The organism is Mycobacterium sp. IDUB_24 (assembly GCF_055419385.1).
The window spans coordinates 212,725-229,891 of sequence record NZ_JBVAXO010000006.1 but is presented as its reverse complement, the minus strand read 5'-3'; the positions used below and the strand labels follow the sequence as shown (position 1 = coordinate 229,891).

Below are 17,167 nucleotides of genomic sequence, written 5' to 3'. Positions count from 1 at the left end.
TCAGGCTCCGATCGTGACGGGTTTGGGGTGGGTCTTGCCGCGGGGGAAGCAAAGTGCGCCGAGCGCGACCGCGGCCGCGATGCTCAGCGGTCCGGCCCACTGCAGGATCGGCATATCCCCAGCGGGGTTGAAGATCTCGGCTCGGGGCCAGCCCAGGTTGACGATCATCACCGTGCCGTAGAGCACCGCCAGGACATTGACGGCGACACCGAACTTGCCGAGCGAGAACAGCGGTAGCCCTTCGGCATCGACCTGGTTGCGCTGGGCGGGCCAGCCCTTGAGCCGCCGGTACAAAAGCGGCGCGGTCACCATCAGGTAGGCCAGGTAGATCAAGATGATGCAGACACTCGCCAAGGTCGCGAAGATCGCCGAATTGCCGACGTTGACCAGCAGCACCCCGATGCACAGCAGGCCGATGAGCACCGACGGCCAGATCGGGGTCCCGGTGCGGCCGTTGACCTTCGACAGGATCGCCGAGGCCGGGAGGCGGCCGTCGCGGGCCATCGAGAACATCAACCGAGAGGCGGCAGTCTGAATTGCCAAGGTGCAGATGGTGATCGCGATGCACACGTCGATCAGCAGCACCGTGCCCCACGGTGAGGACAGCACGGTGTCGAGCACGTACGGCAGGCCTTCGGTGGCCAGGCGGCCGTCGGTCAGGCTCGGCGCCGCCATCAGGGCGCCGAGGATCATGAGCCCACCGCCGAGCGCCGACACCGACAGGGCCAGCCGGATGGTGCGGGGCGCGACCCGACGGGGATTGCGGGTCTCCTCGGCCAGCTCGCCCGCCGAGCCGAAGCCGACCATTACGTAGGCGGCCATCAGCCCGCTCATGATCCAGGCCCAGACGTAGCCGGGTTGTCCGCCGGCGTGACCGGTGTCGAACACCACCTGCGGTCCCCGCTGAGCGTGGGTGAAGAACACCCCGATGACCGCGATGACGCCCACGATCTCGCAGACCACGCCGGCGCTGTTGACCCGTGACATCCATTTGACGCCGAGACAATTGATCGTCGTGGTGACGACCAGCAGGACGGTGCCGAGTAGGACCGCGTTGGCGGCCCCGCTCGGTGAGGTCAGGGCCGCGTCCTCGCCGATGAGCTGGAATCCGGACCAAATCGTGGGCAGCACCACCTGTAGGGCGATCGCCGCGGCCGAGGCGGTGACGATCTGCGCCAGAATCATGAACCAGCCGCCGAACCAGCCGATCACCTCGCCACCCATCCGGCGGGACCACTGGTAGATGGCTCCCGAGATCGGGTAGCGTGCGGCCAGCTCGGCGAAGCACAGTGCCACCAGAAACTGTCCGAGGAACACCGCGGGCCAGGTCCAGAAGAAGGCCGGGCCGCCGAAGCCGAACCCGAGGCCGAACAACTGGAAGATCGTGGTCAGGATCGACACGAACGAGAAGCCCGCGGCGAACGATTCGAACTTGCCGAGCCGACGGTGCAACTGCTGGTCGTAACCAAACTCGGCCAGGTCGTCATGGTCGCCAAAATGGTCGGCCACATCTCCCTGGTTCTCGGTAGCACTGCTGGTCATAGGCGTTTCTCTCAGGCTCGGGGGCGGTGCCGCCAGCTCTTTTAACTGTCACTCGATAGATAAGCGCCTTGGCGTGTCCGAGCTGTCACCCACGTGTTTCGTTCATGTAGCGAGCGGTAATCATTGCGTTGCCGAAACCTCACCGGGCTGTTCGCCTGTCACAATCGCCGACATGGCTGCGGCTGCGTTGGACGATGCCCGCCGGCGCATTGCGTCGGCGGACAGCGAGGCCGCGCTCGTGGCGGCCACCGCCTCCGCCCACGATGCGGTGCGCATGGTCGTCGACGCCCGGGTCGGGGCCGCCTCTGTTGCCGCGGCGTGGTCGGCCGTCGCCCGTGCCGCGCTGGCGACCGCGGCACGACTGGTGGACCCCCGCGGCGGCTGGTACGCCTCGGGCAGCGTCGGCCGCGGCGACGCACTACCCGGATCGGACCTGGAGACCCTGGTGGTCCACAGCCCCGACGTCACATCGGCATCAGCCCTGGCCCGGGCGGTACATGTGCACGAACTGCTGGGCTGTTGCGGGTTCCGGGCCGACGACAACGGTGCGGTGGCCTCCCGGGTGCGCTTCAACCGCACCGCCCAGGAGTGGGCGGTCGGCATCGGCGGGTGGGCTGCCGACCCCTCCGCCGACCGGGGTGTGGTGATGATCGGCCTGCTGGCCGACGCGCTGCCCCTCGGGACGTGGCCCGATCTGCGCGATCAAGCCGGCATCGCGGCGCGGGCTCAACCGCCGTCCCTGGCGGCGATGCTTCAGGACGCCACTTTCGTCCGCGCCCACGTCCCGTCCCGGCTGCGATTACTGACCTCGGGCGACAGCACCGTCGACGTCAAACATGCCGCTGTCGACCCGGTCGTCCGGATCGCGCGCTGGGCCGCGCTCAGTTGCGGATCCGACGCGCTGCCCACCGCCGACCGGATCGCCGCCGCCGCGGGTACCCGGTACCTCGATCCCGACGACGCCCGGGTGCTCGCGAAATGTCACGCGATCGGATCCAGCATCCGCTGGCGGGCACGCGCCGCACGCTGGAACCCCGCGAGCGCCGATGACCACGTCGACGAGCGCGTCGAAATCTCAGATCTCCCACCGCAGGACCGCACGGCGCTGCGCAGCATCGGACGTGAACTCGCCGGAGTCCGGCGCAAGCTCGTGTACCTGGCGTCGACGTCGACGTTCTCCACGTGGTAGCCGAGACCACCGTGGCCGGGCGCCATGCCCTGACCCAGACGATCGCCGCCGAGCGCCTGGAAGGCTGGCGGCCCACACCGGAGCAGACCGCCTCCCTGACCGCCTTGCTCACCGGTGCGGTTACCTACGGCGAGTACCTCGCGCCGCACCTCCCCCACTCACTTCCACCGTCGCGCCGGCGGGTGTTCGCGCGGCGCCGGCCGTACTTCGTCCCGGGAACAACACTGTTACGCAACAACTTCGGCTTGCAGGATGCCACGTTGCTCGCGCAGCTGGAATTCGTGGCGACCGCAGGCCGGGTCCTGCAGGTGCATCTGCGTTGCAGGGACTCGGATCTGGATGTGCGGTCACTGCACCGGCAGGTCTTCGGCGACGTGTACGCGTGGGCCGGCGAGCCCCGCATCGTCGAACTCCGAAAAACGGACAGCTCGTTCGGCTCATGCGCCCGCATTCCGGCCGCTCTGGAGGAATTGCACGTCGAGATCATCAGGCTCGCCGACGAGGGCACTCAGATCGACGATGGCACACTGTCCTACTGGCTGGCCCGAATCTATGCCGACTACAACCAGATCCATCCGTTCCGTGAAGGCAACGGACGCACCGGGACCCTGCTCCTACATCTGCTCGCCGCGCGGGCCGGGCGCCGGTTGTTTCTCGAGGAGATGACCCGCTCGGAGTGGATCGATGCGTCCCGGGATTCGATGCCGTTCCGGCGGGACGGGCGCGCCGACCCACGGCCGTTCGTGGCGGCGTTGCGCGGACGACTGCGACCGGTAGAGGTATTGGATGCCGATGTCTGACAACCTTCCCGCGGGCGGCTACGGATCGGGATCCGTGAGATAGCGCTGCACGGTTGGCCCCATCCAGGCCACCAGGTCATCGATACTGGCCGAAGCCATCGGCTCGATCTTGAGCTGATACCGCGCGAACGCCAGGCCCACCAGGTGCACCGTCACCAACTCGGCCCGCAGCTCGGCATCGTCGACGCCGAATTCCCTGGCAACCCGCTGAGCCACCGGCCCGGCCAGAGCATCGTGTAAGAGCTTGCGCGCCAACGGTTGAATCCCCGCCGATCGCCACACCGTCAGCAACGGGTCGAAGGTCCCTCCCTCATCCCACCGCTGAATGACATCACGGACCAGTCGCGCGCCGATGTCGTCAGTTCCCTCGTCGAGCAGATTCGCCAGCTGATGCAGCGGGTGTTGCGGAGTGTCGAGCACCGACGCGGTGAACAGGCCCTCCTTGTTGCCGAAGTGGTAGTAGACCATCGCGACGTCCACGCCCGCGTCCGCGGCGATCCTACGGACGGTCGCCTGCTCGTAGCCGTCGCGCATGAAGTGCTCGCGGGCCGCGTCCACGATCCGCTGCTTGTTCTGTTGGCCCGTGCGCCACCGGCCGCTACGCCCGGTCTCCGACATGCCGCGAAGTTTAGTTCAACAACCGTTGACCTATGCGGAACCCGAGGCGTAGCGTTTTCTTCAACAACAGTTGAAGAAAGGAGTTCGACATGACACAACGGCGACTCTGGTGGCGGCACACCATCTCGGTGCTGATCGCCCCGGCAACGATGACGATCTTCATTCCGAGCCTGATCATCTGGCTGACCGGCACGAAGGCGCCTGACCTGACCACCGCTTCGGGTCTCCTGCTCGCCCTCACAGGCGCAGCGTTGATCGCGTTCGGGCTGTGGTTCCTGGTGTGGACGGTGATCCTGTTCGACCGCATCGGCAAAGGCGCATTGGCCATCGGATCGCCGGTGAACCTGGTGGTGGAAGGGCCGTATCGGCACGTCCGCAACCCGATGATGACCGCGGTGTTCTGCATCCAGCTCGGTACCGCGGTGGCGACGGCCTCCCCCTGGCTGTTCGGCTGGTTCGCGCTGTTCTGCACTCTGACGGTGATTGCGATCCCGGTCTTCGAGGAACCCCACCTCCGCAAACGCTTCGGCGCCCAGTACGACGACTTCCGCCGAAACGTTCCCCGGTGGATACCGCGTCCGACCGCGTGGGTTCCCGCCCATGGCGGCTGAGGGTCCGGCACTTTCGCATCACCCTGCGTCGATCTCTTCAGGCAGGTCAGACTGGGTTGGACACTCGCAGCGGCTCCCGCCCGGGATTACCCGGGTGTGAGCTCGCGTTGTCGCCAGGGACCGCGACTGAAAGTGAGCACCGTCGATGGGCACTTCACTGCACCTCGCCGTCGCACTCGACGGCACCGGCTGGCACCCGGCGTCCTGGCGCGAGCCGTCGGCCCGGCCCGCCGAAGTGCTGACACCGCGGTACTGGACTGACCTGGTCAGCCAGGCCGAACGCGGCCTGCTGGATTTCGTCACGATCGAAGACGGCCTCACGTTGCAGTCCGAACATCCGTTCCGCCCCGATGACCGCACCGACCGCGTGCGCGGGCGCCTCGACGCCGTACTCATCGCCTCCCGCGTCGCACCCCGCACCCGCCACATCGGCCTGGTACCCACCGTCATCACCACCCACACCGAGCCGTTCCACGCTTCCAAGGCCATCGCGACACTCGACTACGTGAGCACCGGCCGGGCCGGGGTACGGGTCCAGGTGTCCTCCCGCCGGGATGCCGCGGCGCACTTCGGCCGGCGCCACCTGTCCGAGGACCGTGCCACGCTCACCGCCGAATTGTTTGGCGAGGCCGCCGATTACGTGGAAGTGCTACGGCGGTTGTGGGACAGCTGGGAGGACGACGCCGAGATTCGCGACGTGGCCAGCGGACGATTCGTCGACCGGAACAAGCTGCACTACATCGATTTCGAGGGCAGCTCGTTCTCCGTGAAAGGCCCCTCGATCACCCCACGCCCGCCGCAGGGCCAACCCATCGTGGCCGCGCTCGGCCATGTCGACCCCGCCTACCAGCTCATCGCGGGCAGCACGGACGTCGGATTCGTCACCCCGCACAGCGCCGATGAGGTCACTTCACTGGTCGACACCGTCGCCGCGCTTCGCCCCGCACAGTCCCCGCCCGCGCGGGTTTTCGCCGATCTGGTGGTGTTGCTCGACGACACGCCTGATGCGGCGCGCGCACGACGCGAGCGTCTCGACGAGCTCGCCGGAACCGAATATCGCAGTGACGCCGAGATTTTCGTCGGCACCCCGGAGAAGCTGGCCGACCTGCTGCAGGACTGGCACTCTGCCGGCGCCACCGGATTCCGGCTGCGCCCGGCGTCCCTGCCGCACGACTTGCAGCAGATCACCGACGGGTTGGTGCCCCAGCTGCAGCGCCGCGGACTGTTCCGTGAGACCTACGAAGCATCCACGCTGCGCGGCCTGCTCGGCCTGACCCGGCCCGTCAACCGCTACACGACCGTCTGACAGCGACAGGACACGCCCATGAGCAAGCCCGTCAAGCAGATTCACCTGGCCGCGCACTTCCCTGGAGTCAACAACACCACGGTGTGGAGCGACCCCGAATCCGGCAGCCACATCGATTTCGACTCGTTTGTCCGGTTCGCCCAAACCGCCGAGCGCGGCAAGTTCGACTTCATGTTCCTGGCCGAGGGATTGCGGCTGCGCGAGCAAGGCGGCCAGATCTACGACCTCGACGTGGTCGGGCGCCCCGACACCTTCACGGTGCTGGCCGCGCTCGCCGCGGTGACCGACCGACTCGGGCTCACCGGCACCATCAACTCCACGTTCAACGAACCCTATGAGGTGGCCCGACAATTCGCCTCGCTGGACCACCTCTCCGAAGGCCGGGCCGCCTGGAACGTCGTCACCTCATGGGACGCCTTCACCGGGGAGAACTTCCGCCGCGGCGGTTTTCTGCCGGAGAACCAGCGCTACGAGCGAGCCGAGAGCTTTCTGGCCGCCGCCCACACGCTGTTCGATTCCTGGCGCGGTGACGAGATCGTCGCCGACAAGGAAGCCGGCGCCTTCCTGTCCGATCCGGCTGCCGGCGAATTTGCCTACCACAACGACCATTTCGACATCAGCGGCCGGTTCAATGTCCCGCGGAGCCCGCAGGGACGCCCGGTGATCTTCCAGGCCGGTGACTCCGACCACGGCCGCGAGTTCGCCGCTGCGGCCGCCGATGCCATCTTCTCGCGGTACGGGACGCTGAAGGACGGTCAGACGTTCTATGCCGACGTCAAGGGCCGCCTGTCCAAATACGGCCGGCGCCACGACCAGTTACTGATCCTGCCTGCGGCGACCTTCGTGCTCGGTGACACCGACGACGAGGCTGCCGACATCGCCCACGAGGTTCGGCTCGCCCAGGTGTCCCCCGCCACCGCGATCAAATTCCTCGAACAGCTGTGGAACCGCGACCTTTCCGACCACGACCCCGACGGGCCGTTGCCCACCGTCGATCCGGTGGTCGGGGAGAACACCATCGCCAAGGGCCGGGCCAGTGTGCGCATCCACCGCGACCCGGTCGCCGTCGCCGACGAGTGGCGCGCCAAGGCCGAGGCCGAGAACCTGAGCACCCGCGAGCTCATCATCGAGGTCACCGGCCGGCAGAACTTCGTCGGCTCGGCGACCACGATCGCCGAATCCATCGACCATCTCGTGCAATCCGACGCCAGCGACGGCTTCATCCTGGTCCCCCACGTCACCCCGGGCGGGCTCGACCCGTTCGTCGACCGGGTCGTCCCCCTGCTGCAGGAGCGGGGTGTGTTCCGCACCGACTACGAGGGCACGACGCTGCGCGAGCATCTGGGCCTCGAGGTACCCCTGGCGCGTCAGGAACACACAGCCGCAACAGGATAGGGCCCTACTCGGGTGTGTCGGGGTCGGCGCGGTCCTTGTACTCCCAACTCGCGCCCGCGGTCAACGTGCCAGGTTCCAGCTCGGTGCGCCCGGCGTCGCGCACGTGCACCGTCTGAGCCAGGATCTCATCGGGCTTGCCGCCGATCACGATGACCGGGTGTACGTACTCGATGCCGTAGAGCTTGAGCGCGGCGTGTACGGCGTGCGCCGCGGCCTTCCCACGCGACATCTTGGCGTTCGAGTTGACCCTGATGACCAGCCGGCGTTCCGGTGCTTCGGTCTCCTCGGCGTCTTCAGCGTCCATGCGCACGAGCATAAAGCGCGATCCATCGCCGAGCCCAGAACTTGTCGTACCCTTCTGCTTTGATTGCGTTATGCCTTCCACCGCAGCCGCATTCGCCACGGTGGTGAATCCTGCACAGCGCACCGAGGTGTTGTTCGACGAGTTGTCGCAGCTGTGCGGTCAACGCAATGCGATCGACGGCCGCATCATCGAGATCGTCGCCGAACTGGACCGTGACGAGTTGTGCGGCGCCACCGGTGCCCGCTCGGTCGAATCATTGGTGGCCTGGAAGACCGGCATCAGCCCACGCAACGCCGAGGTCGTGGTGGCTGTGGCACGTCGGCTAGAGGAGTTTCCCCTCTGCGCACAAGGAATGCGGGAGGGCCGGCTGTCGCTGGATCAGGTCGGGGTGATCGCCGAGAATGCTGCCGACGGATCTGATGAGCACTACGCGGAGCTGGCCGCCGTGGCTACGGTCAATCAGCTGCGCACAGCGGTCAAGCTTGAACCACGCCCCGAACCCGAACCCACACCCGAACCGCAGCGGTCATTCACCCGCGTCGAAGCCGACGGGCACACCACGTACACAATCCGCCTGCCTCGAATCGAAGCGGCCAAGTTCGACGCCGCCCACCGGGCTCATCACGAGGGGCTGATCGCGGACTGGAAACGCGAACATGACGCCGGCGATGATCCGATACGGCCGTTCCCCAACAATGTCGATGCCTTCATGTGTCTGGTCGATGCCGGCTGGGACGCCGAGGCGGCACGTCGTCCGCACGGGCTGCACACCACGGTGGCGGTGCATGTCGACCTGGACAAGGACGGCGACAAGCCAGTCGCCGCACTGCATCTGGGACCGGTGCTGACCGATGAGGAACGCCAATACCTGCTCTGCGATGCCATCTTCGAAGCCTGGTTTGAACGGTCCGGCCAGCCCATCGGCGCGGGCCGCAGCACCCGGGCGATCAGCCGCCGGCTCCGCCGAGCCCTCGAACATCGCGACCAGTGCTGTGTGGTGCCCGGCTGCGGGGCCACCCGCGGATTGCACGCCCACCACCTCGTGCATTGGGAAGACGGCGGCCCCACCGAACTGCACAACCTGGCATTGGTTTGTCCGTATCACCACCGCCTGCATCACCGGGGTGGCATCACCATCACCGGACCCGCCGACCTGCTCATCGTGACCGATGACCGCGGCCGCACACTGCACGGCGGATCACTGGCCCGTCCACCCACCACACCCCCACCCGATGTCCCACCGTGCCCCGGTCCCACCGGAGAACGCGCCGACTGGTGGTGGTACCAACCCTTCCAACCCCAACCACCACCGTCGACGAACTAGCGTCGCCATTTCGTGACAAGCCAGATCGCGCGCGTCACGGCTCGTCGGACACCACTTCCCGGAGGAACTGACCGCCATGGATAGCGGTCAGCAGCGAATTCTCCGACGTGCGGTTGGCGGTGAACAGAAGCTCGTCACCGGCTTCGAGCACATCGTCAGGTTGGGGCAACCGGACCTTGTCTCCACGGACTACCGTCACCAACGCGGTGTCCGCCGGCAGATTCAACCGGTCCACCCGCTGACCGACCACCGGGTTATCGTGCGGCAGCGTGAGTTTCGTCAGCTCTACCCGTCCCCCGCGCAGCATCATCAGTCGCACCAGGTGTCCGACGTCGATAGCACCCTCGACCCCGGCCACCAAAGCGCCCGGCGTCGACACCGCGACATCGATGCCCCAGTCCTGACCGAACAACCACTGGTTGCGGATGTCGTTGATTCGGGCCACCACCCTCGGGACCCCGAACTCCGACTTGGCCAGCAACCCGACCACCAGATTGGACTTGTCGTCACCGGTCGCGGCGATCAGCACGTCGCAGGTTTCGATCCCGGCATCTTCCATCGCCGAGAGCTCGCAGGCGTCAGCCAACAACCAGTCGGCGTCCGGCACCGTGTGCGGCTCGTAGCGGCGCTGCAGCTGCTCGATCAGCAGGACCTTGTGGCCGTTCTCAAGCAACTCCCGCGCAACGGAACGACCCACATTGCCCGCCCCGGCAACCACTACTCGCATATTCCGTTCCGCCACTCAACCATTTTCGCCTATTCGCACGGCCCACTCACGGCCCTTCGCCCTGATTAACTAATTCCCGATGAGTCTGAACCAGCTGTACCTGACCTTGCTCACCGGCGGCGTTGTCCTGCTGGCGAGCATCATCGGCACGCGGGTGGCGACCCGGATCGGGTTCCCCAGCCTGCTGTTCTTCCTACTGGTCGGCATGGTGCTCGGCGTCGACGGGATCGGGCTGGACTTCAACAACGTCGAACTCGCCCGCAACGTGTGCACCACGGCGCTGGCGATCGTGCTCGTCGAGGGCGGTTTGACCACCCGGTTCTCCGATATCCGAGGGGTACTGGCACCCGCAGGCGTGCTGGCCACTCTCGGCGTTTTGATCAGTACCGCGATCACCGCCGTCGGCGCACATCTGCTGCTGGGTATGGACTGGCAACTCGCGCTGCTGCTCGGAGCGATCGTCTCCTCCACCGATGCGGCCGCGGTGTTCTCGGTGCTGCGGATTTTGCCGCTGCCCCGCCGGCTGGCCGGGCTGCTGGAGGCCGAGTCCGGTTTCAACGACGCGCCCGCGGTCATCCTCGTGTTGACGTTCAGCGTGGTGCCGTTCGTGTTCCACCCCGAGGGCGCCATCACCGATCTGCTCTACGAATTGGTCACCGGTTCTCTGCTGGGCCTGGCCGTCGGGTTCGCCGGGGCATTTGCGTTGCGCCGTATCGCGCTGCCCGCCTCGGGTCTCTACCCGATCGCCACCTTCGGGCTGGGTTTCATCGCATTCGCCGCCGCAGGCAGTGCCCACGCGAGCGGTTTCATCGCCGCCTACCTGTCCGCGGTGGTCCTCGCCAACTCCGGTCTGCCGCACAAGTCCGCCACTCGTTCCTTCGCCGAGGGCGTGGGCTGGCTCGCCCAGATCGGGCTGTTCGTACTCCTCGGGTTGCTGGTGAATCCACACGACCTGTCCGGCGACATCATCCCGGCAATCGTCATCGGGCTGGTGCTCCTGCTGATCGCCCGACCGGTGTCGGTGGTGCTGTCGCTGACCGGATTCCGGATCCCGTTCCGCGAACAGCTCTTTCTGTCCTGGTCGGGGCTCCGCGGTGCGGTGCCCATCGTGCTGGCCACATTTCCGATCGTCGCGGGCGTGCCCGACAGCTACCGGCTGCTCAACATCGTGTTCGTCCTGGTGGTGATCTTCACCCTCGTGCAGGCGCCCAGCATCCGATTCGTGGCAAACGCGCTGGGGCTGATCACCCGCGACATCACCCGCGAGATACAGGTCGAAGCCGCACCGCTGGACGTGCTCGACGCCGAACTGTTGACCATGACCGTGCAACCGCATTCCCGGCTGCACAACGTCACCATCCTGGAATTGCGACTACCGGACCCGGCGGTGATCACGTTGATCATCCGCAACGGCCGTACCTTCGTCCCGCTACCGGACACCCGCATCGCCGTCGGCGACGAACTGCTCATCGTCACCACGAGCAAGACGCGGCACGCGGCCGAGGCCCGGATGCGCGCGGTGAGCCGGCGCGGCAAACTCGCCTACTGGTTCGACGAATACGGGCACGAGGACTGAGGCGGCCGTGCCGACGCCGATGTGGGATCGAGCACATCCGCGCCTGCCGATTTGAAACACAACCCTCCCCCAGGGGTAGAGTTCAGCTACGACGCCGAACGTGGCAGCCGCACGCCCGCGCCCACGGGCCCTGCGACCGTGAATCGATTACATGTTCTGGCAATACCTTTCACGCAACGACGCGTGTCTCGACTGTGCCCGTATTTGCCCTCCGCGTTGGACTGAGGGCGCTGAAACGGAGTTGTGTTGAAACGATCGACCGATGCGGTACCGCCTCACCAACAGCAATCGGTGCTCGCCACACTCCGTTCGCCGCGCAGATTGCGCACCGAGGTGCTCGCCGGCCTGGTGGTGGCGTTGGCCCTGATTCCCGAAGCAATCTCGTTCTCAATCATCGCCGGCGTGGACCCGCGCATCGGCCTGTTCGCCTCGTTCACGATGGCGGTGACGATCGCGCTCGTCGGTGGGCGCCCGGCGATGATCTCTGCCGCTACCGGGGCCGTCGCCCTGGTGGTGGCGCCGTTGGTGCGCAGTCACGGTCTGGACTATCTGATCGCGACGGTCATTCTGGCCGGTGTGCTGCAGTTGGTGCTCGGCGGCCTGGGAGTCGCCAAGCTCATGCGGTTCGTGCCCCGCAGTGTGATGGTCGGATTCGTGAACGCCTTGGCAATCCTGATCTTCCTGGCCCAGCTGCCTCACCTGCTCGGGGTGCCGTGGCTGGTCTATCCCATGGTCGCGGTCGCCATCGCCGTCATCGTGGCGCTCCCGAAACTGAGCACCGCGATCCCCGCTCCACTGGTCGCCATCGTGGTGCTCACCGCCGCCACCGTGGGATTCGGCTGGTCGATTCCCAGTGTCGGCGACGAGGGGCAGCTGCCGTCGAGCCTGCCGTCGCTGCTCATTCCCAACGTCCCGTTCACTCTTGAGACCCTCGGGATCATCGCGCCTTACGCGCTGGCGATGGCCGTGGTCGGCCTGCTGGAATCGCTGATGACGGCCAAGCTCGTCGACGACATCACCGATACCCACTCCAACAAGTCCCGCGAGTCGCTGGGTCAGGGTGTGGCCAACATCGTCACCGGATTCTTCGGCGGCATGGGCGGCTGCGCGATGATCGGGCAGACCATGATCAACGTGAAGGCCTGCGGTGCCCGTACCAGGATCTCTACGTTCCTGGCCGGTGCGTTCCTGCTCGGTCTGGTTGTCGGGCTCGGCGACATCGTGGCCCAAATCCCCATGGCCGCACTGGTCGCCGTGATGATCATGGTGTCCGTCGGCACCTTCGACTGGCACAGCATCAACCCGAGAACGTTGCGGCGCATGCCCAAGAGCGAAACCACGGTCATGCTGGTGACGGTGGCGGTCACCGTGGCGACCAGCAACCTGGCCTACGGGGTCGCCGTCGGCACGCTGACCGCGATGGTCCTGTTCGCGCGGCGCGTCGCTCACTTCACCGAGGTCGTCGCCATCGACCATCCCGATGACGACACCCGCGTCTACGCGGTCCGGGGCGAACTCTTCTTCGCCTCCAGCAACGATCTGGTCTACCAATTCGACTACGCCGGTGACCCCGATAACATCATCATCGACATGAGCCAGACCCATATCTGGGATGCATCGACCGTGTCCGCGCTTGACGCCATCACCACCAAATACGCCGCGAAGGGCAAGACCGTCACCATTATCGGGATGAACGAGAACAGCGCAGAACGTCACGCGCGGCTCAGCGGCCAATTGACCGCGGCGCACTGAACCGTCACAGGAAAATCATTGAGCAATCAGGATCATCTACAGATCGGCGAGGTCGCCACGCGAACCGAACTGTCCATCAAGACAATTCGCCACTACGACGAGGTAGGCCTCGTCACCCCCTCGGCCCGGTCCGCGGGCGGCTTCCGCTTGTACACCGCCGATGACGTCAACCGCTTGCTGGCGATCCGCCGAATGAAACCATTGGGCTTCAGCCTCGACGAAATGCGTGAGCTGCTCAACGCCCTCGATACCCTCAACTCCCCCACCGCGTCCGCCGCGCAGCGCACCGAGGCCACCACCTATGTGGCCGAATGCCATACGCGCGCGCAGGACGCCTGCGCCAAACTCAGCCGACAACTGGCGTACGCGCAGGAACTGACCGAGCAACTCGCGGACTATCGCGATTGAGCCGTTTGACCTGCGGGCAGGCGGGTATACCGCGCGCATGCCGATGTCGAGACCTTTTGCGGTCCTGTTCGACGTCGACGGGACGCTCGTCGACACGAACTACCTGCACGTGCATGCGTGGGCGCGCGCGTTCCGCGACGAGAACATCGACGTGGAGTCCTGGCGGATCCACCGCAGTATCGGCATGGACGGCAGCACCCTGGTGGCCAACTTGTCCGGGGATGCGAGTGACGCTGTGCAGCAACGCCTCAAGGACCGGCACAGCAGTCTCTACAAGGACAGTGCGGATCTCATCGTGCAGCTCCCAGGCGCTCGCGAGTTGCTGCACCACCTCGCCGACAACGGAGTGCGGGTGGTTCTCGCCAGTTCCGCGCCCGAAGACGAACTCGACATCACCCGAAAGATTCTCGACAGCGACGACGTGATCTTCGCGGCTACGTCCTCGAAGGACGTCGACACGGCCAAACCGGACCCGGGCATCGTCCAGGTGGCGCTCGGGCGGGCCGGCGTTTCCGCCGATGGGGCGGTCTTTGTCGGCGACGCGGTGTGGGATGGCGAAGCTGCCACTCGCGCCGATGTGCCCTTCATCGGTCTGCGGTGCGGCGGCGTCGCCGACTGCGAACTCGAAAAGGCGGGTGCACAAGCAGTTTTCGATGACCCACTCGAGCTCCTCCGACGTCTGGACACTACCGTCATCGCCGCCCGGATCGCCGAGTCCGCCCATCGGACAAAGTGAGCGTGGCGGGCGCGCCAACTTGACCGCAGACGTCGAACGTGTGTTCTAATGTCTCCGACCGCCAGACCGCCCAGCGTAAGCGATGTTCGAAAAGGAGTTCGCCGTGACGATGACTGTAGACGCCCTGGCCCCAGAAACTTTGACCGCCGATGCCGACACTCCGGACGCCGTGGTTGCGCCGACCGACAGCGCCGCACCCGCCGCTGAAGCCCAGGTCGACGAGAAGCCCAAGAAGGCGCCGGCCAAGAAAGCAGCTGGCAAGAAGGCCAAGACCATCGAGCTGACCCTCACCGTCACCGGCACCGCCGACGGTGAATGGCATGCCGAACTCAAGCAGGGCACCACCTACCTGGCGCGCAATGTTGCGGTCGCGGCTGCCGCCGTCTCCCGCGCGGCCAAGGAACTACACGTGGACCTCTCCACCCCGATCGACGAGGTGATCGAAGAGGCGCGCTCCCAGCAGGCTGCCAAAGTGGCCGCCTTGGAGGCAGAACTCGAAGCTGCGCGAAAAGCCTTGTCTGACTTGGAGTGAGGGCAGAGGGTGCCACTCCGTTCTAGGCTTGCAGCGCCTGCCGACGGTTCCTGGCCGAGAGGATCTGACTCCCCCATCGGGCTTGGAAGACGCAACGCTGCCGCTACCCCAGATGGACCTTGACGGAACGGCGGGATTCGAACCCCTGTATGGCACCCAAGGGTTCGAAGCTCGTTGCAGACCACTATGCGCTTGGGGGTGTAATTTTTGCGCTCGGCCCCCATACCTGCATCCACTCCTGCCAGCACTGAGCCAGCCATCGGGATGTCCACAGAACGGGGTCAACCTCAGGTCAGCGAGTATTTGCGCTGGTGGATGGAACCCGGCTGTTTGGTTGGTCAGTCGTTTTCGCGCAGGGTGCCGCGGAAGATGCGTTCTGGGCGTCCTGCCTGCTGCCATTTGCTGTAGGCGCGTTCCATGTGGCCATACACGCGCGTGATCTCGATGCCGCTGCGGCGTGTGAGCGCGAAGTGGATGAGCTGGGTCGGCTGGATGAAGCCCTCGCGGAACGGAACGTCGATGCCCGGAAACGGGGTGTCCTGTTCAGGAGTGCTTTCTTGAGGTGGGATTGCAACCCAAGCGCCTTCGAATGCACGGCGAAAGGTCTCGCCGATGTAGTAGACGAAGCGCATCGTGCGGTGGACGTTCTCATCACCGGTGTACGCGGCGCGGTTGCTGTCGTAGAGATCGGTCAGCTTGGCTTCGGCCAGGGCGAGGCTGTCCTTGGTGAACATAGCGTCGCGGACCTCTGGCAGATCCTCGACCGGAAACACGATCCCCATCGCGGCATCTTGCATTTTGAGCCAGCCTTGGAATTTCTCGTCGGCTTGGGCGTCGCGGAACGCCTTCGTCAGCTGGATCGGTACGTAGTCAAATGTGCTGCCCATGGTTGCCTCTCCGTCAGGGTAACCGGTTCACGCGAAACTGGTCTGGGTACTCGTCTTGCAATCGCTGCAGTTCGGCGAGTTCCGCTTCGCTGTAGGCGAATTTGCTGTTGATGTTGTACGTGACGTTCAGGCCCGCTTGCAGAGCTTCCTCATCGTCTCGTAGCTGATTGAAATCAAGTCTGCCGCTCTTATTCTCGACTACCTCGTCCGGCTTTCCCTCGACCAGATGGGCCCAGTCCCACCGTCGGCCGGGCACGATCGTGGCATTGGAGTATTGGTGTCGCCAGCCCTCGTCAGTGTCGTACCCCATGATGTCGGCGACCAGTTGGTCATACCACCAGCCGTTGGCAGCATTTTCCAGGAGTTGATCGTAGGCCTTGCTCCACCGATCAATATCCCAGTCGCCGCCCCGTTCGAGGTAACGCTGCCAGGCCGCCCACTTAGCCCGGTCGAAATAGCGGACAGTGGGTTTGAGTGTGCCGTCAGGTCGGCGTTCATACCCGACGGAAGGGATAAGGATTTCTCCCTCAAGAAGCGATTTCATGACCGGCTCAAAGACCGGCGAGAAGGTGTTGATGAGTGTCGCGGTGGTCTGCAGGGTGTTGATGTATCCACGGATCCTGTTCGAGGAACCACGAATGAGCCGCCGCGCCACAACAGCCTCGGCTCGGATCGAAAACCCACCGGTGATCCCCGCAGCGCCGACGGATATTACTCCGGTACCACCGAGCGCGAGTGCGGTTAGTTTGGCCTCCCGGTCGATGGCGTGGCGCATCATGATCACACCAGCTGAAAAACCACCGGTGAGCGAGCCTAGAGCCCGGGCATCGGCAGCCAATGCGTCCCCCGGCGCGCTGACTTTGATGACCGAGTCATAGAAAGCAGTCGCGTCAGGCAACGACGGATCGGGGCGACGTGTCTGCCGGATTACCTTGTCGACCGCTTCAGTGATGTCCACGGCTAACTGATTCCACGCGTCGACGGCATTGTTGAGCTTGTCCGTGTTGGCGTTAGGAGTTTCTCGGCCCAGCATCTCCAGCAAGCCTGGAAGCAGTTCATCGAGGCCAATACCGTTGCCGCCCACCGATGTTTGCATCGTTAGACTCAACTGAGAGATGGCAGGTTCGGGCGGCAGGTTCGCCGGCACGGGCAGCCGACCCCGGCCATTGCGAAACTCGACCCATGCGTGGTTCACCCCAGCTTGATAGATGCGACCGGCCAGCGCCGACCACGCCGTGGTGAGCAACACCACGCCCTGAACGGTGTCGGACGCACCGGCATCGTATTTCGAACCCCACCCGGTTCCGATCGGGTCGTTGCCCGCCATGTGCAGGCTCGCGAAATCCGCGACAGCTGCTACGGTTCCGGCAGCGCCGGCCAGTTCAGAAGCTGCGCGTCCCAGAACCTCGGCGGTGGTGAAGTACCAGTCGGGATCGACGACCCAAACGCCCACGTACGAC

The 17,167-nt window shown here is 65.5% G+C and carries 17 protein-coding genes; 11 read left to right on the top strand and 6 right to left on the bottom strand.

Annotated elements, in window-relative coordinates; all coding sequences use genetic code 11:
* Positions 1 to 1,542, bottom strand: coding sequence for an amino acid permease (locus ACZYZF_RS21425; protein ID WP_463744429.1), 1,542 nt, complete (start codon positions 1,540 to 1,542; stop codon positions 1 to 3).
* Positions 1,543 to 1,714: 172 nt separating this feature from the next.
* Here ACZYZF_RS21425 and ACZYZF_RS21420 point away from each other — a divergent pair, with 172 nt between their 5' ends.
* Together ACZYZF_RS21420 and ACZYZF_RS21415 are read left to right on the top strand one after the other, a co-directional pair.
* A complete protein-coding gene (locus ACZYZF_RS21420) occupies positions 1,715 to 2,731 on the top strand; it encodes a putative nucleotidyltransferase substrate binding domain-containing protein (protein WP_463744430.1) in 1,017 nt (338 codons plus the stop codon).
* Complete coding sequence (locus ACZYZF_RS21415) at positions 2,725 to 3,531, top strand: Fic family protein (RefSeq protein ID WP_463836757.1); 807 nt, start codon at positions 2,725 to 2,727, stop codon at positions 3,529 to 3,531. Before ACZYZF_RS21420 ends, ACZYZF_RS21415 begins: the two co-directional genes overlap by 7 nt.
* Before the next feature lie 18 nt (positions 3,532 to 3,549).
* On the opposite strand, the gene ACZYZF_RS21410 is transcribed toward ACZYZF_RS21415, so the two are convergent.
* Positions 3,550 to 4,149, bottom strand: coding sequence for a TetR/AcrR family transcriptional regulator (locus ACZYZF_RS21410; protein ID WP_463744432.1), 600 nt, complete (start codon positions 4,147 to 4,149; stop codon positions 3,550 to 3,552).
* 89 nt (positions 4,150 to 4,238) lie between these two features.
* Between ACZYZF_RS21410 and ACZYZF_RS21405 the strand changes: the two genes are divergently transcribed.
* From ACZYZF_RS21405 to ACZYZF_RS21395, 3 genes are all read left to right on the top strand, one after another.
* A complete protein-coding gene (locus ACZYZF_RS21405; RefSeq protein ID WP_463836756.1) occupies positions 4,239 to 4,760 on the top strand; it encodes a methyltransferase family protein in 522 nt (173 codons plus the stop codon).
* 145 nt (positions 4,761 to 4,905) lie between these two features.
* On the top strand, positions 4,906 to 6,066 hold the full coding sequence (locus ACZYZF_RS21400; RefSeq protein ID WP_463836755.1) for an LLM class flavin-dependent oxidoreductase: 1,161 nt from the start codon (positions 4,906 to 4,908) through the stop codon (positions 6,064 to 6,066).
* A gap of 18 nt (positions 6,067 to 6,084) precedes the next feature.
* Positions 6,085 to 7,461 carry an NtaA/DmoA family FMN-dependent monooxygenase gene (locus ACZYZF_RS21395; RefSeq protein WP_463744435.1) on the top strand — a complete coding sequence of 459 codons (1,377 nt, stop codon included), beginning with the start codon at positions 6,085 to 6,087 and terminating at the stop codon, positions 7,459 to 7,461.
* A 4-nt stretch (positions 7,462 to 7,465) separates the two neighbouring features.
* Here ACZYZF_RS21395 and ACZYZF_RS21390 read toward each other — a convergent pair whose 3' ends face one another.
* Positions 7,466 to 7,765 carry a hypothetical protein gene (locus tag ACZYZF_RS21390; protein WP_463836754.1) on the bottom strand — a complete coding sequence of 100 codons (300 nt, stop codon included), beginning with the start codon at positions 7,763 to 7,765 and terminating at the stop codon, positions 7,466 to 7,468.
* A gap of 70 nt (positions 7,766 to 7,835) precedes the next feature.
* Here ACZYZF_RS21390 and ACZYZF_RS21385 point away from each other — a divergent pair, with 70 nt between their 5' ends.
* Complete coding sequence (locus ACZYZF_RS21385; RefSeq protein WP_463744437.1) at positions 7,836 to 9,089, top strand: HNH endonuclease signature motif containing protein; 1,254 nt, start codon at positions 7,836 to 7,838, stop codon at positions 9,087 to 9,089.
* A 34-nt stretch (positions 9,090 to 9,123) separates the two neighbouring features.
* Here the strand turns inward: ACZYZF_RS21385 and ACZYZF_RS21380 are convergent, their stop codons facing one another.
* On the bottom strand, positions 9,124 to 9,816 hold the full coding sequence (locus ACZYZF_RS21380; protein WP_463745261.1) for a potassium channel family protein: 693 nt from the start codon (positions 9,814 to 9,816) through the stop codon (positions 9,124 to 9,126).
* A gap of 79 nt (positions 9,817 to 9,895) precedes the next feature.
* On the opposite strand from ACZYZF_RS21380, the gene ACZYZF_RS21375 reads away from it, so the two are divergent.
* The 5 genes from ACZYZF_RS21375 (at position 9,896) to ACZYZF_RS21355 (ending at position 14,820) form a co-directional block, all read left to right on the top strand.
* On the top strand, positions 9,896 to 11,392 hold the full coding sequence (locus ACZYZF_RS21375; RefSeq protein ID WP_463744438.1) for a potassium/proton antiporter: 1,497 nt from the start codon (positions 9,896 to 9,898) through the stop codon (positions 11,390 to 11,392).
* A 246-nt stretch (positions 11,393 to 11,638) separates the two neighbouring features.
* Complete coding sequence (locus ACZYZF_RS21370) at positions 11,639 to 13,144, top strand: SulP family inorganic anion transporter (protein ID WP_463836753.1); 1,506 nt, start codon at positions 11,639 to 11,641, stop codon at positions 13,142 to 13,144.
* Positions 13,145 to 13,162: 18 nt separating this feature from the next.
* Positions 13,163 to 13,552: a MerR family transcriptional regulator gene (locus ACZYZF_RS21365; RefSeq protein ID WP_463836752.1), complete on the top strand. Its 390-nt coding sequence runs from the start codon at positions 13,163 to 13,165 to the stop codon at positions 13,550 to 13,552.
* Positions 13,553 to 13,595: 43 nt separating this feature from the next.
* Positions 13,596 to 14,288 (top strand): HAD family hydrolase, encoded by a 693-nt coding sequence (locus tag ACZYZF_RS21360; protein WP_463836872.1) that lies wholly within the window; start codon positions 13,596 to 13,598, stop codon positions 14,286 to 14,288.
* 109 nt (positions 14,289 to 14,397) lie between these two features.
* Entirely contained in the window at positions 14,398 to 14,820 is a 423-nt protein-coding gene (locus ACZYZF_RS21355; protein ID WP_463836871.1) for a DUF6319 family protein, read from the top strand.
* Between the two features lie 338 nt (positions 14,821 to 15,158).
* On the opposite strand, the gene ACZYZF_RS21350 is transcribed toward ACZYZF_RS21355, so the two are convergent.
* A complete protein-coding gene (locus ACZYZF_RS21350; protein ID WP_463836751.1) occupies positions 15,159 to 15,707 on the bottom strand; it encodes a hypothetical protein in 549 nt (182 codons plus the stop codon).
* A 13-nt stretch (positions 15,708 to 15,720) separates the two neighbouring features.
* On the bottom strand, positions 15,721 to 17,160 hold the full coding sequence (locus tag ACZYZF_RS21345) for a hypothetical protein (RefSeq protein WP_463836750.1): 1,440 nt from the start codon (positions 17,158 to 17,160) through the stop codon (positions 15,721 to 15,723).
* Positions 17,161 to 17,167: the final 7 nt, after the last annotated feature.

Bases quoted from the DNA above. Each gene is read 5' to 3' on its own strand.
- ACZYZF_RS21390 (WP_463836754.1), bottom strand. From the start codon at position 7,765: ATGGACGCTGAAGACGCCGAGGAGACCGAAGCACCGGAACGCCGGCTG.
- ACZYZF_RS21375 (WP_463744438.1), top strand. From the start codon at position 9,896: ATGAGTCTGAACCAGCTGTACCTGACCTTGCTCACCGGCGGCGTTGTC.
- ACZYZF_RS21410 (WP_463744432.1), bottom strand. From the start codon at position 4,149: ATGTCGGAGACCGGGCGTAGCGGCCGGTGGCGCACGGGCCAACAGAAC.
- ACZYZF_RS21425 (WP_463744429.1), bottom strand. From the start codon at position 1,542: ATGACCAGCAGTGCTACCGAGAACCAGGGAGATGTGGCCGACCATTTT.
- ACZYZF_RS21350 (WP_463836751.1), bottom strand. From the start codon at position 15,707: ATGGGCAGCACATTTGACTACGTACCGATCCAGCTGACGAAGGCGTTC.
- ACZYZF_RS21405 (WP_463836756.1), top strand. From the start codon at position 4,239: ATGACACAACGGCGACTCTGGTGGCGGCACACCATCTCGGTGCTGATC.
- ACZYZF_RS21420 (WP_463744430.1), top strand. From the start codon at position 1,715: ATGGCTGCGGCTGCGTTGGACGATGCCCGCCGGCGCATTGCGTCGGCG.
- ACZYZF_RS21355 (WP_463836871.1), top strand. From the start codon at position 14,398: ATGACTGTAGACGCCCTGGCCCCAGAAACTTTGACCGCCGATGCCGAC.
- ACZYZF_RS21380 (WP_463745261.1), bottom strand. From the start codon at position 9,816: ATGCGAGTAGTGGTTGCCGGGGCGGGCAATGTGGGTCGTTCCGTTGCG.
- ACZYZF_RS21385 (WP_463744437.1), top strand. From the start codon at position 7,836: ATGCCTTCCACCGCAGCCGCATTCGCCACGGTGGTGAATCCTGCACAG.
- ACZYZF_RS21395 (WP_463744435.1), top strand. From the start codon at position 6,085: ATGAGCAAGCCCGTCAAGCAGATTCACCTGGCCGCGCACTTCCCTGGA.
- ACZYZF_RS21360 (WP_463836872.1), top strand. From the start codon at position 13,596: ATGTCGAGACCTTTTGCGGTCCTGTTCGACGTCGACGGGACGCTCGTC.
- ACZYZF_RS21400 (WP_463836755.1), top strand. From the start codon at position 4,906: ATGGGCACTTCACTGCACCTCGCCGTCGCACTCGACGGCACCGGCTGG.